This is a genomic window from Granulicoccus phenolivorans DSM 17626 = NBRC 107789 = JCM 15570, assembly GCF_000423085.1.
In the GTDB taxonomy this organism is placed as follows: Bacteria; Actinomycetota; Actinomycetes; order Propionibacteriales; family Propionibacteriaceae; genus Granulicoccus; species Granulicoccus phenolivorans.
In genome coordinates this window covers 18,614-37,058 of record NZ_AUHH01000027.1, presented here as the reverse complement: position 1 = coordinate 37,058, position 18,445 = coordinate 18,614, and the positions used below count along the sequence as shown (strand labels likewise).

General features: G+C 74.3%; 20 protein-coding genes. 1 reads left to right on the top strand and 19 read right to left on the bottom strand.

Going from position 1 to position 18,445, the window contains the following annotated elements; all coding sequences use genetic code 11:
* Positions 1 to 135: 135 nt before the first annotated feature.
* The 17 genes from G531_RS25740 to G531_RS0111760 form a co-directional block, all read right to left on the bottom strand.
* Positions 136 to 309, bottom strand: a complete 174-nt coding sequence (locus tag G531_RS25740; RefSeq protein WP_155827966.1) for a hypothetical protein — start codon at positions 307 to 309, stop codon at positions 136 to 138.
* Positions 310 to 386: 77 nt separating this feature from the next.
* Positions 387 to 734, bottom strand: coding sequence for a hypothetical protein (locus tag G531_RS0111835; protein ID WP_026927417.1), 348 nt, complete (start codon positions 732 to 734; stop codon positions 387 to 389).
* Positions 735 to 761: 27 nt separating this feature from the next.
* Positions 762 to 1,208, bottom strand: coding sequence for a hypothetical protein (locus tag G531_RS0111830; RefSeq protein WP_026927416.1), 447 nt, complete (start codon positions 1,206 to 1,208; stop codon positions 762 to 764).
* A gap of 117 nt (positions 1,209 to 1,325) precedes the next feature.
* Complete coding sequence (locus G531_RS27105; protein WP_081684073.1) at positions 1,326 to 1,727, bottom strand: WhiB family transcriptional regulator; 402 nt, start codon at positions 1,725 to 1,727, stop codon at positions 1,326 to 1,328.
* Between the two features lies 1 nt (position 1,728).
* Positions 1,729 to 1,956: a hypothetical protein gene (locus G531_RS0111820; protein ID WP_026927415.1), complete on the bottom strand. Its 228-nt coding sequence runs from the start codon at positions 1,954 to 1,956 to the stop codon at positions 1,729 to 1,731.
* A gap of 278 nt (positions 1,957 to 2,234) precedes the next feature.
* Positions 2,235 to 2,813 (bottom strand): hypothetical protein, encoded by a 579-nt coding sequence (locus G531_RS0111815; protein ID WP_026927414.1) that lies wholly within the window; start codon positions 2,811 to 2,813, stop codon positions 2,235 to 2,237.
* 217 nt (positions 2,814 to 3,030) lie between these two features.
* Positions 3,031 to 3,411, bottom strand: a complete 381-nt coding sequence (locus tag G531_RS0111810; RefSeq protein WP_026927413.1) for a hypothetical protein — start codon at positions 3,409 to 3,411, stop codon at positions 3,031 to 3,033.
* Positions 3,412 to 3,546: 135 nt separating this feature from the next.
* Entirely contained in the window at positions 3,547 to 3,738 is a 192-nt protein-coding gene (locus G531_RS0111805; RefSeq protein ID WP_026927412.1) for a hypothetical protein, read from the bottom strand.
* Positions 3,723 to 4,256 carry a hypothetical protein gene (locus G531_RS22170; protein WP_035758688.1) on the bottom strand — a complete coding sequence of 178 codons (534 nt, stop codon included), beginning with the start codon at positions 4,254 to 4,256 and terminating at the stop codon, positions 3,723 to 3,725. The genes G531_RS0111805 and G531_RS22170 overlap by 16 nt, the downstream gene beginning before the upstream one ends.
* A 379-nt stretch (positions 4,257 to 4,635) precedes the next feature.
* Positions 4,636 to 6,447, bottom strand: a complete 1,812-nt coding sequence (locus tag G531_RS0111795) for a helicase-related protein (protein ID WP_026927411.1) — start codon at positions 6,445 to 6,447, stop codon at positions 4,636 to 4,638.
* Positions 6,444 to 6,773: a PDDEXK family nuclease gene (locus G531_RS24655; protein ID WP_051215408.1), complete on the bottom strand. Its 330-nt coding sequence runs from the start codon at positions 6,771 to 6,773 to the stop codon at positions 6,444 to 6,446. The genes G531_RS0111795 and G531_RS24655 overlap by 4 nt, the downstream gene beginning before the upstream one ends.
* 79 nt (positions 6,774 to 6,852) lie before the next feature.
* Positions 6,853 to 7,170 carry a hypothetical protein gene (locus G531_RS0111785; protein ID WP_026927410.1) on the bottom strand — a complete coding sequence of 106 codons (318 nt, stop codon included), beginning with the start codon at positions 7,168 to 7,170 and terminating at the stop codon, positions 6,853 to 6,855.
* A 34-nt stretch (positions 7,171 to 7,204) separates the two neighbouring features.
* Entirely contained in the window at positions 7,205 to 10,531 is a 3,327-nt protein-coding gene (locus G531_RS0111780) for a hypothetical protein (protein WP_155827964.1), read from the bottom strand.
* A gap of 41 nt (positions 10,532 to 10,572) precedes the next feature.
* Entirely contained in the window at positions 10,573 to 12,522 is a 1,950-nt protein-coding gene (locus G531_RS22160) for a DNA primase family protein (protein ID WP_081684072.1), read from the bottom strand.
* Between the two features lie 1,140 nt (positions 12,523 to 13,662).
* On the bottom strand, positions 13,663 to 14,064 hold the full coding sequence (locus tag G531_RS0111770; protein ID WP_026927408.1) for a hypothetical protein: 402 nt from the start codon (positions 14,062 to 14,064) through the stop codon (positions 13,663 to 13,665).
* 93 nt (positions 14,065 to 14,157) lie between these two features.
* On the bottom strand, positions 14,158 to 15,060 hold the full coding sequence (locus G531_RS24650) for a CPBP family glutamic-type intramembrane protease (protein ID WP_026927407.1): 903 nt from the start codon (positions 15,058 to 15,060) through the stop codon (positions 14,158 to 14,160).
* A gap of 45 nt (positions 15,061 to 15,105) precedes the next feature.
* On the bottom strand, positions 15,106 to 17,103 hold the full coding sequence (locus G531_RS0111760; protein ID WP_026927406.1) for a DHH family phosphoesterase: 1,998 nt from the start codon (positions 17,101 to 17,103) through the stop codon (positions 15,106 to 15,108).
* 218 nt (positions 17,104 to 17,321) lie between these two features.
* On the opposite strand from G531_RS0111760, the gene G531_RS22150 reads away from it, so the two are divergent.
* Complete coding sequence (locus tag G531_RS22150) at positions 17,322 to 17,657, top strand: Lsr2 dimerization domain-containing protein (RefSeq protein ID WP_051215407.1); 336 nt, start codon at positions 17,322 to 17,324, stop codon at positions 17,655 to 17,657.
* A 149-nt stretch (positions 17,658 to 17,806) separates the two neighbouring features.
* On the opposite strand, the gene G531_RS0111750 is transcribed toward G531_RS22150, so the two are convergent.
* Positions 17,807 to 18,124, bottom strand: coding sequence for a hypothetical protein (locus tag G531_RS0111750; protein ID WP_026927405.1), 318 nt, complete (start codon positions 18,122 to 18,124; stop codon positions 17,807 to 17,809).
* Positions 18,125 to 18,223: 99 nt separating this feature from the next.
* Entirely contained in the window at positions 18,224 to 18,436 is a 213-nt protein-coding gene (locus G531_RS0111745; RefSeq protein WP_026927404.1) for a hypothetical protein, read from the bottom strand.
* Positions 18,437 to 18,445: the final 9 nt, after the last annotated feature.

Genomic DNA, 18,445 nt, shown 5'->3' with positions numbered 1-18,445 from the left:
AACCGCCCGGGTGTTGTCCGCATCGGTCCGGTGTTGTCCGGGTCCGCGCGGGTGTTGTCCGGCCGGTCGGCGGGGTGGTGGGGTGGGGTCCGCCCGGGGTGATGGGACCGGAGGGATGGGGCCGGGGCGGTGCCGTCAGGCGGACTCGCGCGCGAGCGCGGCCCGCTCGAACCCCTCCAGGTCGTCGAGGTCCTCGTTCCCGAGGGAGGGGTTGGCGATCCAGTCGGGGCGCAGGCGCTGGCCGACGGCGTTGAACCACTGCCCGCAGGCCGGGCAGCACTGGTCGCCGTCTCCCCGGTGGCGTGCCATCGGTTCGCCGCAGGCGCAGGTCCAGCGGTGGGTGGGGTCGGTGATGGCGGGATCTCCGTTCCGTCGGGGTACCGGGGTCAGCCGAAGACCAGCTCGCCGTAGCAGGCGGTCTGCACGATGACGTCGAAGTCCCAGGCGCAGCCGGAGCCGATGCCCTCCCCGGTGACGTCGGCGGCGCAGCACAGCCGGTAGCCGCGGCGCCGGGCCTCGCGCACGGCGTTCTTGAGGTCGGTGGCGGTCAGGGTGTAGACGCGGAGCGCGCCGCCCTCGGTGGCGGCCTCGGGGTCCCACAGGGTCACCGCGAGCCGGTGCGGGTCGGTCCGGCTCCGGACGGCGCTGTGGAACCAGGGCAGCACTCCCCCGGTGTAGAACGCGCCGACGTCGTCGAGGACGGCGTCGGCGGGCTGGGTGAACAGGCCGGTCATCGGGGGCTCCTGGGTCGGGTGGGGGGATCAGGGCAGGCTGCCGAAGAGACGAACCATCTCGTCCCGGATCCGGGCCTCGTCCTGCTGCGAGGAGGCGGTGCGCCGCCGCGCCTGCTCCAGACGCAGGTGGGCGTCCCACAGGCGCTGGTCGAGCACCGTGGCCTCGACGGCGCGGATCGCGTCGCGCACCGGGGAGGCCGCCGACGACGGCACCCGGACGCCGAGCTCGAGGTAGACGTCGTCGTCGGCGGAGCCGTAGGTCCCGTCCGGGGACGCCCCGAACGGCGTGAGGTCGTTGGTCGTCTTGCGGCGGTAGATCCGGCCGGCGAACGCCTGGGCCGCGGTGATGCTGCCGGTGTCGACGGCAATCCGGATGGCGCCGAGCACAGGCTCGATCAGGCGTGCCTCGGGCTGGCAGGTGGGGTCGGTCGACGGCAGCAGGCCGGCGTCCAGGTCATCGGGGAAGGGGGACACGGGGGGCTCCTGGGGATCGAAACGGTGGGGAGGAAGCGAGGTCCGGACTCGCGTCAGCGGCATCGCTGCGCGAGGCGGAGTGGTCGGCGCGGAGTGCGGCAGAGGGGTCGGCCCGCGTCAGCCGGCCTCGGGCAGGTCGGTCCGGTCCAGGACGCGGCGCACGGTGCGCTCGTCCAGGTCGAGCCGGCCGGCGATGGCCCGGGTGCCGAGGCCGGCGTCGGCCAGCCGCCGGATGCGGGCGTCCCGGGCGTGCTTGGTGCCGCCCGTCCCGGCGGCGCGACGGATCCGGGTCCGTTCGGCCTCGGCCAGGCCGCCCCAGATCCCGTGCCGGACATTCGTCTCCAGCGCGTAGTCCAGGCAGGCGACGCGGACGGCACAGCGGGCGCAGATCTTCTTGGCGAGTACGCCGGAGCCGCCGGGTTCGGGGAAGAAGACCTCCGGTTGCGCGGCCGCCGGGATCGTCTGGGCGCACAGCGCCTGCTCCTGCCACGCGAGATCCCGGAGCGGATGGATCTTCATCTCACCCCCGGCCGGTCCCGGCGGTCACCCGCGTCATCGGGCCGAACAGGGCCACCAGGCCCTGCCATTCGGGCCCCCGGGTCTGTCCCAGGTGGTCGGTCCAGGAGCCGTCGGCGTGCAACTCCCAGTAGTCGCCGTGGCCGTCCTCGTAGATCCCCGGCTCCTCGGGGAGGAACCGCAGCCAATCCCGCAGGGCGGAATCCAGGTGCTCCCGCACCTGGCGCGGCATCCGGGACGCGTACCCTCCGCGGGCAGGACGCTGCTGCGGCGGTTGCGCCGGAACGGGTTGTGGAAGAAGTTCATGGTCGTGCTCCGATCGGGTCATCGGGGTCGCATGGGGCCCGGTGGGGGCGGCTGCGGAGGCCCCGGGGAGGGTGGGGCGCGGGCTGGTGGGGGCGGGACGTCCGGCGACACCGGCGACACCGGCCGCCTCCAGGGATCCGGCCGGCCAGGAGGTCGAGGGAGAGGTCCCTCGGTGGGCTCCTGTTCCGGGGTGGCGCGCGGAGGTCAGGCCGCGGGCCGGAGCCGGGCGCGCTCCTCGAGCACGACCCCGTCCAGCCACGCGGCGGAGCGCTGCCAGACCCGCCGGTCGGGCGGGGCCTTGCGCAGCCGGACCAGGCTCGCCCCGCAGGGCAGCGGCCGGTCCGGGATCACCCAGACCTGGCCCGGCTCCGCGGCGGCACACCAGTACTGGCCGGTGCGTTCCCGCCACCGGTCAGGGTGGTCGGGCGGGATGGTCGGGTCCTGTTCGAGCCAGCGGTAGTCGGTCGCGGCCCGGAACCCGGCCGCGGCGGCCTGCGCCTGCTCCGGGGTCGGGTCGGTGCCGGTCACCGCGGTGCGGGGCGCTCCCGCGGTGCGAGCGGGGCGCGGGCGGCGGTGGCGGTGCACGTCGGTGAAGTGCCGGACCCACGCGTCGCGGGCGTCGCGCGGGTCGCGGTCGGCGCTGGTCCAGGCGCACGCCACCGTGGTGGGCACGAGCTCCGCCCAGCGCGGGTCCTGTGCGTCGGCCAGATAGCCGTCCGCCACCGGCAGCGTCGCCCGGGGCAGGCGGCATTCGGCCCGGAAGCCGGGCAGGGTCTCGGTCATGCCGGTGATCCTTTCGAGTCGGGCCGGTCGGCCCGGTGGAGCAGGACTGGCGTCCGCGGGCGGCGGTGCGGTCCCGCGCCTGCCAGGTGGTGTCGTGACGGAGGTGGGGGGCGGGGTGGCTGCCCGGTCCGGGCACTCCCCCGCCGGACCTCCGGTCCGGAACCCACCGGGCCGCCCGGCGGCGCGGGACGCGCGCGTCAGGCGGCGGGCTCAGGCGTCAGGTGGCGGGCTCGGCGGCGATGCCGAGCACCGCGAGGATCCGGTCGACCTGGTCCGCGTCGGCCCCGGCCGGGTCGCCGTCAGCCGGGTCGTCGTCGTCGAGACGGCCGCTGCGCAGGCCGTGGACCAGTTCGGTCAGCCCGTGGCGCTGGGCGTCGCTGATCGTCCGGGTGACGTCGACGCGGACCCCGGCCAGCCGCATGGTGCGGTGGGTCCGGGGATCCTCGAGCACGACGTCGTGGGTCGAGTTCGCGAGCGGGTCCTCGCGCATCCGGCCGCGGTGGTCGCAGAAGAGCAGGGTGATGTGCGTCCGGTCGAGCACCGTCTCCGACGAGTACCGGGCATCGGGGGCACCGGGGGTGCCGGGGGCAGCAGACATGACGGGCCTTCCTCGCGTGCTGGGGTGGTTTGCTCCCCCACCGGGCCGGCCCCGCCGGCCCCGCCCCTGCTCCGGGCCCGCCTCAGGTGTCCCGTGTAGCGGCCCGGCTGTGCGCCAGGATCATCGGCCAGCTGGTCAGGTCCCGGGGGTACTGCGCCAGCCAGGTGCGCCGGGCGCCTCGTCCTCGCCCCGGGCGTGCCGGAGGAGCGCGTCCTCGGCCACCGTCTGCGTCCGGGGATCGTCGGAGCCGATCCGGGCCGCCCTTCGCAGGCCGGCCCCGACGTCGAGCCGGTCGACGTTCCGGCCGGGCATCAGCCCGGGACGCACGGGGATGCCTCGGCGGCCGGGGCCGTGAGCTCGTGGAACCGGCGCAGGTACTGCCGTTCCGCGGTCGGCGGGTCCCAGGCCCGGATCCGAACGCCGCAGCGCTCCCCCGGAATGCGCCCGTCGGGGGGCTCGTCGAACAGGGCGGCCCGTTCGTCGAGCAGGATCCGGGTGTCGACCGCGGCCACCTCCGGGGGCATCACCGGGTCGAGGCCGAACCGCTCGGTGATCGCCCGCAGCACTCGGGCCTCGATGCGGATGAAGTCGGGCAGCTGCTGCTTGAGCGGCCGGATCAGGTCACCCACATAAGCCTCGGCCGCATCGTGCAGCAGGCCCCACAGGGCGTTCTCGGGGGCAACCAGCTCGGAGACCAGGACGCAGTGCTCCGCGACGCTCAGCAGCACGCGGGTGTGGCCGTTGTAGCGGCACTGTTGGGACAACGCGTGGGCGATGTCGGCGATGCTGATGTCCTCGGGCCGGGGGTCGAGCAGCCAGACCCGGCGGCCGGTGAAGGTCGGCATCCAGCAGTCCGGTCGGTCCGGTCGGTCGGGTCGGTCGGGTCGTCGGGCTTGGTGCGGCGCTGCGGTCATCGGTGTGTCTCCTGGGTCTGGGGGGTGCTCCGGACCGGGGGCGTCCCCTTGGGGGCGGGGTGGCCGGCCGGCGGCTCCGGGGTCGAGCAGGTTGACCCGAGGCGGTGCGTCGTCCCCGGACCGGACCGGGCGGCGCGGGTAGGTTGGCGCCCGAGTCGAGACCCCGGCGCCCCGGGCCCGCCCGCCCGGTGCGTCACGGATCCCCCCGTGTCGGCTCCGCCGACGCCGCCCGTCGGCACCCGGACGGGGTCGCCGCCAGAACCGGCGGCGGCCCCGTCCCGCCGGCCCGCGGCCGTGTTCGTGCGGGTGCTCAGGCGGCCCGGTGCGCCCGCCACAGGGCGTCGAGGTCGGCGAGATCCTCCCGGGTCTCGGCGGCCAGCACGTCCCGGGTGGCCCGCGCGGTCGCCATCGCCTCCAGCAGGTGGTCCTGGTCGGTCTTGCGGCCGGCCAGGATCCCGGGCAGGCGTTCGTCCTGGGTGCCCAGGGTGATCAGCCGGTAGATGGTGACCGGCTCGAGCTGCCCCCGGCGGGCCAGCCGGCCGATCGTCTGCAGGTAGTTCCGCAGCGAGAACGGCAGGGTGTACCAGATCATCGTCGAGCCGCCCTGTTGCAGGTTGAGTCCGGGGCCGCCGGAGGCCGGATGCAGCAGCATGACCGGGATCCGGCGGGCATTCCACCGGTGCTCCATGGCGCGGGACCCGTCGAAGGCCTCGGCGTGGATGCCGATCGTGGCGAAACGGGTGAGCAGTTCCCGGCGGTCGGCGCGGAAGTGGTGGACGATCAGCACCGGGCTGCCGGCGTGCCGGCGGACCAGGGTCTCGGCCGCGTCGAGCTTGGCGGTGTGCAGAACCTCGTAGCGCCCCGTGGTCCGTGGATCGTCCGGGTCGCCGGTGTAGAGGGTGCCCGAGGCGAACTGGAGCAGCTTGCCGGTGAGGACGGCCTGGTTCTGCGCCAGCACCGTGGTGACCAGGGAGCGGCCCGGAGTGCGGACGAAGTCGTGGATCCGGGCCGCCCGGTGCCGGGCGGACGCGGCCGCGTGGGCGTCCCCGGTCAGTCCGGCCAGCTCGGCCCGGATCGCGGCGGCCTCCGGGGAGGTGCGCAGCCAGCTGGCGTAGGCCTGCTCGGCCTGCCGCGTGGCGGCCTGATCGACCACGTCGAGGACCAGGTCGCGCCGAAGCTCCCGGTAGGCCTGCTGCAGCTCCGGCGGTAGCCGGACGGGGTGATCGATGACCCGCGGCGGCCCGCCGGGCAGGGTCGGCTGGTGGCGGGGCGCGCTGAACACCAGGTGCCGGATCGCGGCGTGGATCTCCTCCGCGGCGCCGGGTCGCGGGTCCCACGAGGCCGGGACGGTCGTGCCGTGCACCATCCGCGGGGTGAACCAGCGCTGCCGGAACGCGGTGATCGTGCGGCCCAGGGCCTGTCCCTGGTCGAGCAGGTAGACCTGGCTCCACAGGTCGTGCAGGGTGCCCGGGGTGCCGGTGAGCTCGATCACCCGGCTGATCGCCGGCCGGACCAGCTGCAGGGCCTGGAAGCGCCGGCTGGACGGGGAGCCGAAGCCCTGCGCCTCGTCGATGATCAGGGTCGGGAACGGCCAGCGCCGGGTGCGGTGGGGGCGCCCGTCGCGGCCCCGCACCTCGACGACCGGCAGCTGGTCGACCAGGCCGGTCTGGCAGTGCCGGCACGGCAGGCCCGGGTGGGTGCCCCCGTGGCCGTGACAGACCCGGCAGCGCGGCGACGCCGGCCGGGTGAGCAGCTCCTGGTTGAGGAAGTACATGGTCGGCGGGTCGGTGAAGACCTGGCCGATGCGCTCCCGCCGCTGCGCGGTGGACAGCTTGCGGTCGCGGTCGTCGACGATCAGCGACCGGGTCCGGATCGGGAAGCCGTGCCGGGCGATCTCGTTGAGCCAGGTCGAGCGGGCGATCGAGACCGTCGAGACGACCAGGATGTGGTGCTGCGGCCGCAGGGTCTGCAGGGCGGCCAGGGTGGTCAGGGTCTTGCCGGTGCCGACGCCCAGCCAGACCGCACCGTACGGGTGGGTGACCAGGAAGTCGTGGGCCCGCTGCTGCTCCGGGTCGAGGGTGAACCGGGGCGGCGGAGCGACCGGGGCGGCGGGGGCGCTCATGCCGGCGCCCGGTCCGGATCCGGGCGCCGGCGTCCGCGCAGCCGGGCGAGCAGCCGGTCGACGTCGGCGCGGCCGGCGACCACCGCGACGGTGCCGCCGCTGCGGCGCAGTTTGGCGTGCATCACCGTCTGCCGGGGGTCGGGGGCCCCGCCGGGACGCTTCACCTCGACGAAAACGGTCGCCCCGGGCGCGACCAGCACCCGGTCCGGGACGCCCACCCGGCCCGGGGAGACGAACTTCAGGCACAGCAGGTCGTGGGCGCGACACTGCGCGAGCAGGTAGGTCTCGATCGGGTTCTCCCGCGGTGGGGCGTAGAGCCGGGGCATGCGGAGGGTCCTTGTCGTCGGGGTGGCGGGTCGGGGCGCGCGGCGGTCGGGGCGCGGCGGCCGGGTAAGCGCGGGTCGGTCAGGGGGCGGCGAGCCAGTCCGGCACCGGCGGTCCGGCGTGGCCCACCTGGTCGGCGATCCCGTGGGCCAGGTCGCGGGTGAACGCGTCCAGGTCCGGGTCGCCGGAGTCCTGCAGGGCCTGCCGGATGCGCCGGTCGGGGACCCCGCGGCGCTGCAGCCAGGCGCGGCGGCCGTCGCGATCCAGGCCCGCCACGAAGGCGTCGGCGCGGGCATGCAGGCCCGCCGCCGGGTCCGCGTCCGGGTGCGGGTGCGGGCCGGCCGGATCCGGAGCGGCCCGCGCGGGAGCCGGGGTCCGCGGCAGGGTGGTCGGGGTCATGGATGCGCCTTTCGGGGGTGGGGGTGAGCCGGTCTCAGGGCACGGCGTTGCGCCAGTTGTCGGTGAACGTCTGGTCGAGCAGGCCGGTGTAGATGTCCAGGTCGAGCGCGGCGAGCAGCGCGGCCGTCCGGTCCGCGGGCAGGGTGTGCAGGTCGTCGTTGAGGACAAGTAGCGACCAGGCCGGGTCGATGCCGGTGGACCGGCGGATCGCGACGTCCTGGTCGTCGGGCAGGACGGTCAGTCCCGCCGACGCGGCGGCCTCGAGCCGGGTCCGGACCCAGCCGTGGTGGCGCAGGATGGCCAGGGCGGTCGGGTCGGTCCGGACCCCCGGTTCGCCGTGGTCGCGGCGCTTGGTCCGGCTGACCGGGGTGACCACCCAGGCTCCGGCGGTGCGCAGGGAGACCGCCCCGGGGGTGCCCGCGCAGACCAGGAACACCCGGTTGACCAGTTGCAGCGGTCGCGGGTTCAGTCCCGCGCTGGGCAGCTCCGGCTCCGCCGGCTCGGCGCGATCCGGGCCCTCGGCGGGGTCCGGGCCCTCGGCGGGTTCCGCGGCCGGGTCGACGGCGAACGGATAGGTGATCGAGCCGCGGGAGGCCGCGATCACGTTCTGGAACAGCAGCAGGGTCCGGACCGGGTCGGCCGGGTCGAGGGCGGCCGCGATCATCCGCCGGCCCAGCACCGGGTCGAACGGGTCGGCCAGGGCCGCCTCGCCCCGGGCCGCGACCGCGGTCAGGTAGCGCGCCAGGGCGAAGTCGAGCACCGCCGGATGGGCCAGCGCCTTGGTCGGCATCGGCCCGGCCTGGCAGGCCAGGGTGCCTCCCCCGGCGGCGCGGATCTCCAGCGGGGCCAGGTTGAAGGCGCCGTCGGGGCGCAGCACCGCCGCCGGCCGGATCGTCCCGGCCAGCTCGGGCTTCTTCCGCGGCGCGCCCAGTTCGAGGCGGTTGTTGGAGTCCTTGCTGATCAGGAACAGCGGCTCGGGTTCGATCGCGATCCCGATCTCGGCCTCCTGCTCGGCCAGCACGCGGTTGTTGGTGGCCTCGTCGAAGCCGTTGGCGCCGCCGATCACCGAGTACAGGCCGTCGGTGTTGGTCGAGATGATCCGGGCCCCGGCCAGGGTCTGGGCCTGCGCGATCCGCCAGCTGAACAGCTGCCCGATGATGCGCATCGCGATGATCCGGTTGTTCATCCGGATCGGGGTGCGGTGGCTCGCGTCGCCCGCGCCGGAGGCCGCGTTCAGGATCAGTTTGGTGCCGTTGCGCAGGGTGTTCAGCCGGGCGGTCTCGGCGGGATCGAGGTCGGGATTCTTCAGGGCGCGGCCGTAGCGCTCCTTGTCGAAGAAGATGGTCGCGTACCGGTCCTCCCCCAGGTCGGGGTTCCAGAAGGCGCGCAGGTTGCGCAGCAGGTTCGGGTAGTAGCTGGTGAAGTCCTCGTGGATCACCAGGCCGGCCGAGGTCCGGGTGAAGCGGCGGTGCAGCTTGTCCGAGCCGTCGGGGGTGGGCACGAACAGCGGCAGGTCCCGGGCCGCCGGGCGCTCCCGGTAGCAGGCGTGCGCGCGCGTGGTGTTGTCCAGCACGAGCCGGCCGGGCAGGACCGTGCCGTCGGGCAGGTGAACGTCGAGTTCCTGGTCGGCCGGGCGCTGCCGGGCCAGCAGCGACGCCGGGTCGGGGTGGGCGGCCCGGGCGCGGGCCAGCTGTGCGTTCTGCGCGTCGTCGCCCTTCTTCGGCCGGCGGTATTTCACCGTGGCCGGGTCGGAGCCGTGCAGCACCAGCCGCTTGTCGACGGTGCTGCCGTCGGGCAGCGGGAGCCGGTTGTGCTGGTCTTTCGCGGCGGCGACGAAGTCCCGGGCGTCGGGGAACGCGGCCCGGGCCCGCAGCAGCAGGGTGTCCTGCTCGACGTAGGCGATCCGGTCGCCCAGGAAGCGGTCCAGGTCGGCCTCCGCCCCGTGGATCCCGCCGGTGGAGAAGGTCGCGAAACAGGAGGTGGGCCGTGCGGCGGCGTCGAAGTACGGGAGGTTGGTGGGCCGCTTCGGCAGGTCGGCGAGGGTGTCGGCGGGTCGGTCGAACTGGGCGCGGTACTCCTCGGAGTCGTTGAAGTTGCGGCCCTCGATCGCGCGGTAGTAGGCCACCACCTGCCCGAACCGGGCGTGCGCGGCGGCCTGGGCCGCGGTCACCGGGTGCCCGGCCGGGTCCGGTGCGACGTGCTCCTCGAAGAACCGGACGCAGGCGTCGAGCACGTTGACCGGCTCGGTGCCGCGTTCCCGGGCCACCTCGGGGTGCGGGTACACGTAGGAGACCGTCTCCAGGTCGGTCAGCGGCCGGTCCGGGGCCAGGATCCGGCCGACGAACCGGGCCGAGGACGCGTCGATGCCGAGCCGGTCCCGGCGGATCGCGCCGGCGGCGGTGAACCGGGTCTCGGCGTACTGGGCGAGCAGCCCCGCCTTGAGGTCGAAGTTGCTCGCGTAGGCCGGGTGCCGGAACAGCTGGGACAGCCCGAGGCAGTCGGCCACGTTGTAGGCCAGCAGCTCGCCGAACTGGGCGGGGCCGGTGATCGTGGTGTCGTGGCTCAGCTGGCCGGATTCCTTGATCTGGCGGCCGAGCATGCCGAGCAGGCGTTTCAGGCCGACCCGGCGCTGCGCCTCGTTGAGCCGGGCCACGTCCAGGTGGCGGCCCGAGTGCAGCATCGCCCGGCGGATCCGGGCGGCCGGGGACTCCCAGCCCAGGTAGCGCGGCATGTAGTCGACGTGCTCGGCGGCGAACAGGTGATCGTTGTGCGCGCGCATCGTGGCCGCGGTGGTCGGCTGCACCAGCGGGCCGCCGACCGGGTTCGGGAACGTCTCGCTCAGGTAGAGCGCCAGCATCGTGGTGTCGTAGAGGAAGGAGTTGTAGCCGGCCAGGAACGGGTGCCGGCGCGGGTCGTAGTCCGGGTCGGTGTCGCAGACCGGGCGCAGTTGCGGCGGGTAGGCGGAGGCGCTGCCGGGGTCGCCCACCAGTTCGGCGTCGCTGAGCCCGACCAGGGCGGCCAGCCGCAGATTCGCCGCGTCCTCGTGCAGGTCCCAGAACCGGAGCCGGGTCGCCGGGAAGCGGGGCAGGCCGGGGTTGCTGGCGAAGATCGCGTCCCCCAGGGCGCGGTGATCCAGGGTCTCGGACCACCGGGTGCCGTCGGCGGCCGGATCGATCAGGTGGAACGCCTCCAGCCAGCCGGTGCCCCGCTCCCCCGGCGTGTAGGCGCACACGGTGAACACGTTGGCCAGCGACTCGATGTCGTAGAACGTGAACGCCGCGGTGTCCGCGGTCACCGCCGGAGCCGGTCGTGCGGGGGCCGGGCGCACGGGCGCCGGGGGGTTCGGCAGGGTGAGGGTCATCAGTGGGGTCCTCCTCGGACACGGGGACGGCGGGCCGCGGGTCAGCGGGGCGGGGTCGCCTCCCCCGCCTCGCCACGCCCCGGCCGGTCGGTCCCGGGTCCGGGCGCGGCGCCCGGGGCCTGCGGGGGTCGGCCGGGGTGGCGCAGCAGGCCCCGGTAGTTGGCCTGCAGGACCGGTTGGGACCGCTTCCGCGGATCCTGTCCCGGACTGGCGTAGTGCGGGTTGAGCCACTTGGTGAGCTCGTATTCGGCGATCAGCAGCTCGGGCCGGGCCATGTGCCGGCCGGGGCGGATCTTGCGGTTCTTGTCCGGGCAGTGCCACTGGTCGTCGGCGCGGACGATGGCGACCAGGTCGGTGACGAACTGCTTGTGGCTGACCGGGGAGCCTTTCGGGGACATCTCGGCGAACCAGGCCTTGTACAGCTCGTAGAGGAAGGTGAACGGCAGCAGGTCCCACACGAAGCGGTCCCGGAACTCCGCCCAGAAGGCGCGGACCGGGTCGTTGGTCTCCTTGTACTCCGCGAGCACCGCCCGGGTCGCCGGGGGCTCGGAGAACCGGTAGAAGCGGCCCGGTGTGCTGGCCCCGGCCCGGTGCAGCGCGTGCCACAGCACGTACTCGAGCACCTCGCGGCGCTGCAGGTAGTCCTCCTTGATCGCCGGGCGCTCCCGGCCGGTGAAGCTGCGGGTGAACGGGACGAACAGCTGGCGGCGGTAGAAGCTCTCCGATTTGTCCTTCACCCGGGGGAACTCGTTGAGGCACTGCACCATCAGCCCCCAGAACTGGAAGGTGACCGGCATCCGGTACTTCCGGTTGATCTGGATCGGGTCGTTGGTGACCAGGGCCTTCAGGTTGGCCGCCTGATCGATGAAGGTGCCCACGTCGTTCTCGTCGACGATGATCGCCGAGGCCCGGATCAGCGGCTCCAGGGCGAACTCCTTGCCGAAGTCGGCCAGCGGGATCGAGGTGTGCGCGCCCGGGCCGCACAGGTTGCGCAGCAGCCGGCAGATCGTGCCTTTGCCGTTGTTGCCCTGCTCGGAGTAGAACCAGGCGGTCTTGCCCCAGCTCACGTGCGGCCGGATGATCGCGCCGATGATCTCCCAGACCAGCGCCGCCAGGCCCTGATGGCGCTGGGTGAACTCCGGGTCGTCGGCGTCGCGGAACAGGTCCTCCAGCCAGGACACCACGTCCCAGGGGGTGCCGTCGGGCTGGTCGATCACCGGGTTGGGCGGGTTCGCGACGTAGTCGACGTGGCACTTGGCGAGGAAGGTCAGAGCCGGATCGAACGGGTGCAGCGTCTTCGGGGTGAAGTGGAAGGCCCGGCCCGCGACGATCAGGTCGGCCGGCTCGGTGCCGTAGTGGAAGACGCCGTTGCCGACCGCGACCAGGTCGCGGTGCAGGCACTGGTGCCGGCGCGGGGCGTCCTCCCGCAGGACGGCGATCACCTCGACGAACTCCTTGACCGTCAGGGCGGTGTGGTAGCGCCGGGCGCTGGTGCGGATGTCGTCCTCGCTGGTGGTGTAGGTGCCGCGGGCGCGTCCGGTGTCGCAGTACATCGCCAGCAGGTCGTAGTCCCGGTCGGTGTCGGCCGTGCTGGGCGCGATCCGGATCACGTGATGCAGCCGGAGCAGGATCTGCGCGACCTGCCAGTGGGTCAGGGACCGGGCGCAGGGGTACTTCTCGGTGCTGCGCCGGGCCCGGTCGTTCGCCAGGTCGATCGCCTGGTTGACCAGGGCCAGCAGCCGGGCCTCCAGCACGCGCGGCGACGGCGGGGCCGCCGGGTCCAGTGAGTCCAGGTACAGCCGGGTGGTGCAGGTGATGATCTCGTTGTACGGGGCCATGTCCAGCCGGTCGGCGCCGGCGAAATGGCCGTGCACCAGCGCGGCGGGATCGGCGCCGGTGGGTGCGCGGCCCGAGGGTGCGGGGCCGGCCGGATCGGGGCCGGGGGCCGCCGGCGTGCCGGCGGGAAAGTCGATCACGGACGCATCGGGCATGGCGCGGTCTCTCTCACGAACGCAACGAGGACACGCCGGGGAGTGGGAACCGAGCAGCCTCGTCGTCGAATGGGAACGTGCCACCAACCCTAGATGAGTCGATAGACAAACACAAGACATTCGATTCGCAATCAGATAGGTGAGAGACGGGCGGACCGGCCCGGCACAGCCGCCGTCGGGAGCCCCCGGAGGGAGGCTCCGGCACCGGTCTCGCGTCACCGCACTGCCCGGCCGCCTCCGCGGGCGGCGCCAGCCGCCCGGCCGGTCCCTGGTCGAGGTCGGGTGGGGAGGCGGCCGACCGGCGGCCCTCCCGGGGTGGGCCCGGCGGAGCGCGGCGAGCGTGCTACCCCTCGGGGGTACCGGTGGGGTGTACCACGTCTCGTGGTACAGCCATCCCGCCTGGTCAGCGCGGGTTTGCGCGGCCGCCACGCGCTGTCGTGTACCGGCTGGAGCCGGCCGGTGGTACCGGCGTCATGCCTGGTCAGCGTGGGATTGGATACCCCCTGTACCACCAGTACCAGGATTGAGAGAGCTATACACATGCGCACACACCTACGCATAGAGAGAATCCGGAATTTCCTGGTGCTCGCGGTACATCCCCCATGATCTGCGGGCCGACCAGGGAAAACACCCGTACCGCGAGCGTCGGAAGCTCCGGTACACGTCCGGACGAGCGGCCCGGAAACGGGGCGTTTTCCCCAACCAGGGGCCTGTTTCCGGCGTACCACGAGCGTGGTACACCCCGCCGGTACACCGCCGGCCGGGGCCCTTCTCCGCCTCCCCACCCTCCGGCGACCCGGCGGCCCGGGGTACGGGTGAGCCCGCTGCGACCGGGGAGACCCGTGAGTCCCCTGGGGTGGGTGGGTCCGGTGGCGGGACGTCTCGCCGGGGCGGCGCCCGGTCCGCTGCCGCGCATCCCGCTCCTTTCGAATCCCTTGATTGTGTCTATCGAATCGTATATCGTTTGGAGTGGTGATAGGAAAGGGCCATCACTGCAGCGCCCTCGGCTGCTGGGAACGGAAGAAACAGAAGGGCCGGAGAGTCCTCCTCGTGGGAAGGGAGTTCTCCGGCCATTCTGCGTTCCGGCGAGACGGGGGTGGGCGACGCGCACCTTCCGGTGGCGTGCGGCGCTCTCGCGGCTCAGCCCTCGTAGGGGGCTTCGGCGGGGTTGGGGCGGGTGCGGCGCTCGCGCCGGAAGGCCCGGGCGGGCTCCTCGACGGCGTACACCACGCGGCAGGTGGCCGAGAACTGGGTGCCCAGCACGCGGCCGCCCGCGCGGGTGAGTTGCATCTGGTGGAAGCCCGGGACGTCCCGGGCCCAGGAGAGGAAGTGATCCAGTTCGGCATTCAGCCGCCCGGTCGCATCCCGGCGGTCGTGGCCCAGGGCGCGGAACTCGACGACGTGCACGTAGCCGCGGTCGAAGGTGGCGCGCTCCCCGGTGTCCAGGTCGGCCTTGGCCCGGGCGCGGGCGAAGGCCAGCGAGTCCGGCATCCGGAGCAGCCCGGTGGTGGCGTCGTAGACGCAGGTGTCGACGATCGGCATGCGGGCCTCCTTTCGGGTCGCGGCGCGGGCAGCAGATCGGTGCAGGACCCAGGGGCCCTGTCGGTCCGTCCCCCGGTGACCGGATCACCCCGGTCACCCACGGGTTTTCCGCCGGACCGGCCCGGCGGGAGCCGGGGCGGTCCGGGCCCCGGAGGCGCGTCGCTGCGTGGGCCTCAGCCGGGGCGCTCCCCCGGCCCCGCCCTCCTGCCCGGGTGCGGCCGGGGACGTGCCGGTGCGGTGGAAGCGCCAGGCGGCCGCACCGAAGGCGGCGGTCAGCAGCAGGGCGCTCACCGGGTGCGCCAGCGGTGCGAGCAGCCCGGCGAGCAGCAGCGAGGCGGCGTTGGCGGCCGCGTGGACGCCGGTCACGAGGATCAGCCGGCCGGTGCGCTCGTACAGCAGCCCGAGCAGGATCCCCAGCGGCAGCGCGAAGGCGGCCTGGATCGGGTTGCCGTGCAGCAGGGCGAATGTCGCCGCGCCGGTCAGCACGGCGGCGGGGACGCCCAGCCGGCGGCGCAGCAGCGGCTGCAGCAGGCCCCGGAACAGCAGTTCCTCGGCGACCGGGGCCAGCCCGAGGGTGAGCAGCAGGGTGAGCCCCGGTCCGGCCTGCTGCCGGGCCCGGACCGACGCGTCGAAGGCCGCCGCGCCGGCCAGGGTGGCGACCCCCTGGGCCAGGGCCACCCCCGCCAGCACGGCCAGGCCGGACAGGGCCGCCACCGGGGCTGCGCGCGGGGCCGGAGGCGCCGGGACGGGAGGTGCCGGGACGGGAGGCGGACGGGGCGCGCACCAGCGGGGCCGGGCGAGCCGGAGTCCGCCCAGCGCCCCGAGGACCAGGCCGTTCAGCAGGAGGGTGGCGCGCACCGGTTCCCCGGTCACCGCCAGCGCGGCGAGGCCCAGGCCGAGGTAACCCGTCAGGACCGCCAGCGGCAGCAGGAGGCCCCAGGCCAGGGACAGCAGGGGCCCGCCGGGCGCGCGGGCCGGAGGCTCGGATGCGGGCATGGGTCCCCCTCGATCATGGGTCGCGGTGGTGTGCCCCGGTGCGGGTCAGGCGAGCCGCTCCTGGATGACCAGTTGGACCCGCTCCTCGCCCCGGAACGCGCTGAGCTGCAGCCGGGCCAGCACTCGCAGCCGGGCGGGCGTGGCCGCCCCCGGCCGGCCGGCGGTCGCGGCGCTCTCGGGAGGGCCGGAGGCCGGGTCGGCCGCGCGGCACAGCGGGTCGTGGTGCGCGTCGGCGGCGTTCCACCACAGCAGGGCCAGGCCGTCGCGGGTGCGCAGCCGCAGATGCCGCTTGCACCGGTGGCAGATCCACCGGCCGCGGGCGTCCGTGTGCCCGTGCTCGGGGGTCTGCGCGTGGGTGCAGCCGGCGTCGGAGCCGATCCGCTCCACCCGGAGGCCGACGGGGTCCAGCACGATCTCGTGGACCGGCTCCGGGAACCCTTTCCCGAACGGGGCCAGCCGGGCGGTGCGCCGGGCCAGCTCGAACAGGCCCGCGGCGTCGGTCAGCGGCGCGTCGCAGTCGCCGCCGGCACCGAGGACCAGGTCCCCGCGCCGGGCCCCCGGATCCGGGTCGGGCAGGGCGCGCGCGGTCTGCGTGCGCAGCACGGTGACCAGCGTGTCGAGCCGGTCGGCCCGGTCGACCCGGATGCCGCACGCCTGCTGGTGCCCGATGCCCTGCAGCCCCGGGTGGGGTTCGAGGGTCTCGATCAGGCCGAGCCCCTCCGGGGACCGGCCGGAGCCGGCGAGGGGCTCGTCGGGCCGGGTGGGCCGGTTCAGCACCACGACCGGGTGCCCGTGCCGGTGCATCAGCTGGTTGGCCAGCAGGCCGTACATGCCGGGCCGGGCCGCGGAGAAGTAGACCCAGGGCGCCAGCGGCTGGGGGTCCGCGCCGCCGGTGTCGGTCGGCGCGGTCAGCTCGGCCAGGTGGTGCTCGGTGAGGTCCTTGCGGAGCTCGTTGTTGGCGATCACCGCGTGCATGAGCCGCAGGCCCTCGTCCGGGTCGGCGGCGGTGAACACCCCGAAACACGGGGCCAGCGGGGCGCCGGTGCGCCGCGGGCTGTTCAGCGCCGGCGCGACGTAGAAGCCGTAGAAGCCCTCGTCCAGGCCGTCGGGATCGCGCAGCCGCCCGTCCTGGGCGAACGCCTTCAGCACCAGGGCGAAGCCGCGGAAGGCGCGGACGAAGACCGGATGGTGCTCCCCCCGGGCCAGCAGCTGCAGCAGGGCGGCCCGGTCGACGTCGATCCGGTCCGGGTCGGGGTCCAGGCCGCCCCACCGGTTCGGCACGGTCCGCGGGGCGGGGCTGTACAGCAGCCGGGCCAGCGACAGCGAATCGCGGACCAGCTGCCGGTTCTCCCGCACCAGCGGCATCGCGTCCGACACGGTGCCCAGGCCGGCGAACAGCCGGAGCAGGCCGATCTCCCACAGCTTGTCCGGCCGGTGGGCCCGGGCGTAGGCGGCCAGCACCTGGTACAGCACGTGCGCGCCGCAGATGCCGGTCAGCGCGTAGGTCTCGTCCAGCCGCATCGGGTCGACGGTGATGTCGGCGCCGGAGCCGGGGGCCAGCTCCTGGTGGTGGTCGGTGACCAGGGTGCGCCAGCCGTGCTCCCGGGCCGCGGCCACCCCGGCGCGGGAGTTGACCGCGGAATCGCAGGTCAGCAGGACCCGGGTCTGCGGCCAGCGGGCCGCGATCTCGGCGACGTCGGCGGGGGTCAGGTCGTGCCCGCGCTCATAGTCGGGCACGTGCAGCTGCACGGCGAAGCCGAGCTCGCTGAGGCCGGCGTAGCCGAGCACGCCCGCACTGATGCCGTCCATGTCGAAGTCCGGGGCGATCGTCACCGGATCGCCGGCCAAGTACGCCGCATGCAGGGCGGCGACGATCTCCGGGATGCCCAGCAGCTCGGCATGGTCGGCGCACTCGATCCCGGTCAGGTACTCCGCAGTCCAGCCCCGGCGGGCGCACAGCAGGGCGAACAGGTCGGTCCCGGCCCGGTCGCGCGCGAGGTCCGGGCTGATCGCGGGATCCGCGACCGGGGCGAGCGTGGGCATCGGGGTCCTTCCGACGGGGTGCTGCCGACCGGGGGCAGGCTGGGTCCGCGCGGCAGTCACGGCCGGGACCGGGACCCGCCCGGCTCCTGCAATTCTAGCATTTTTGTGTCCCGATCCGGTCGGCCTAACCGCCCTATCAGCTCACGGATCGGATGGATCTTTCGGATCCCGGATCGACATGTTGCCCGAACCACTCGCAATGCTCTATGGTTTGTGCTATGTCAGTGCGTGAAGTCAGGGAATCGGATCTCAGCGGCGCGCCGGACGCGGCGACCGTCGCCTTCGGCGTGGACGACCACTGGTACGAGATCGACCTGACCGAGACGGAGCGGCGCCACCTCGAGACGTTGCTCGGCAAGTACATCGACAAGGGCCGGCCGACCGAGGCCCCCCTGCCGCGACCCCGGGTCAAATGGCCCGAGACCACCCCCGAGGAGCGCGAGGAGATCCGGACCTGGGCCCTCGGGACCAAGCGCTGGCCGAAGCTGCGGCCCTACGGCCGGATCCCCAAGGAGGTCACCGCCGCCTACCGCGAGGCCCACCCGCGCGACTGACCCGGACAGCCTCCGGGCCCCGCCGGGTCGCCCCGCCGCGGCGCCCTCTCGAGTGCCGGACCGATCCGCCCGGACCGGGAGCACGGGGCCGGCCGTTGCACCGGTCCCCCGCCGGCGGCGGCCCATTCGGCCGGCCGGTCCCGCGGGGCTCAGTCGATCGGCAGCCGGGCCCGCAGGCGCTCCGGACGCCCGTCGGGACCGTGCACCACCACGCCGAGCGATGCGGTCGCCAGCGGTTGGAGGTGCACCACCGGACCGTCCGGGCCGGTCTCGACCCAGACGGTGCAGCAGGTGTCGCCCGCGGCGGCGTCGAAGTCGACCTTCCCGAACCGGTCCGCCTCCCGGCGCCGGCCCTCCGCCGCGGTGTGCTCCCAGCCCAGCCGGGTCGGCGTGGACCACACCTGCGGCTCGGCGCGCTCCCCGGTGTCGTAGGGCGTGAGCGGGCGATCGTGCGGCTGCGGCGTCATCGGGCAGGCCTTTCTCGGAATGATTCACGGAAACGGGTGCTGCTCGATCCGGGGCGACGAGAGACGGACCGGATCCGCGGGCGCCGGAGCGGCGCGGCGCTACCTGCCGAGCAGGCCGACCACCACCACAACGACCACGAGCACCACGCCGAGCACGCCGACCACCCACGCGACCCGCTGCCGCCGCGCACCCGTCGGCCTGGCCGGTCCGGCCAGCGTCCGGGCACGCAGCAGCGCGTACAGCTCCGGCTCCATCTGGTCCTTCACAACCTCCAGGCTGGCCAGGGCCTGGGCGCGATCCTGCTTTCCCATCCCGCGATC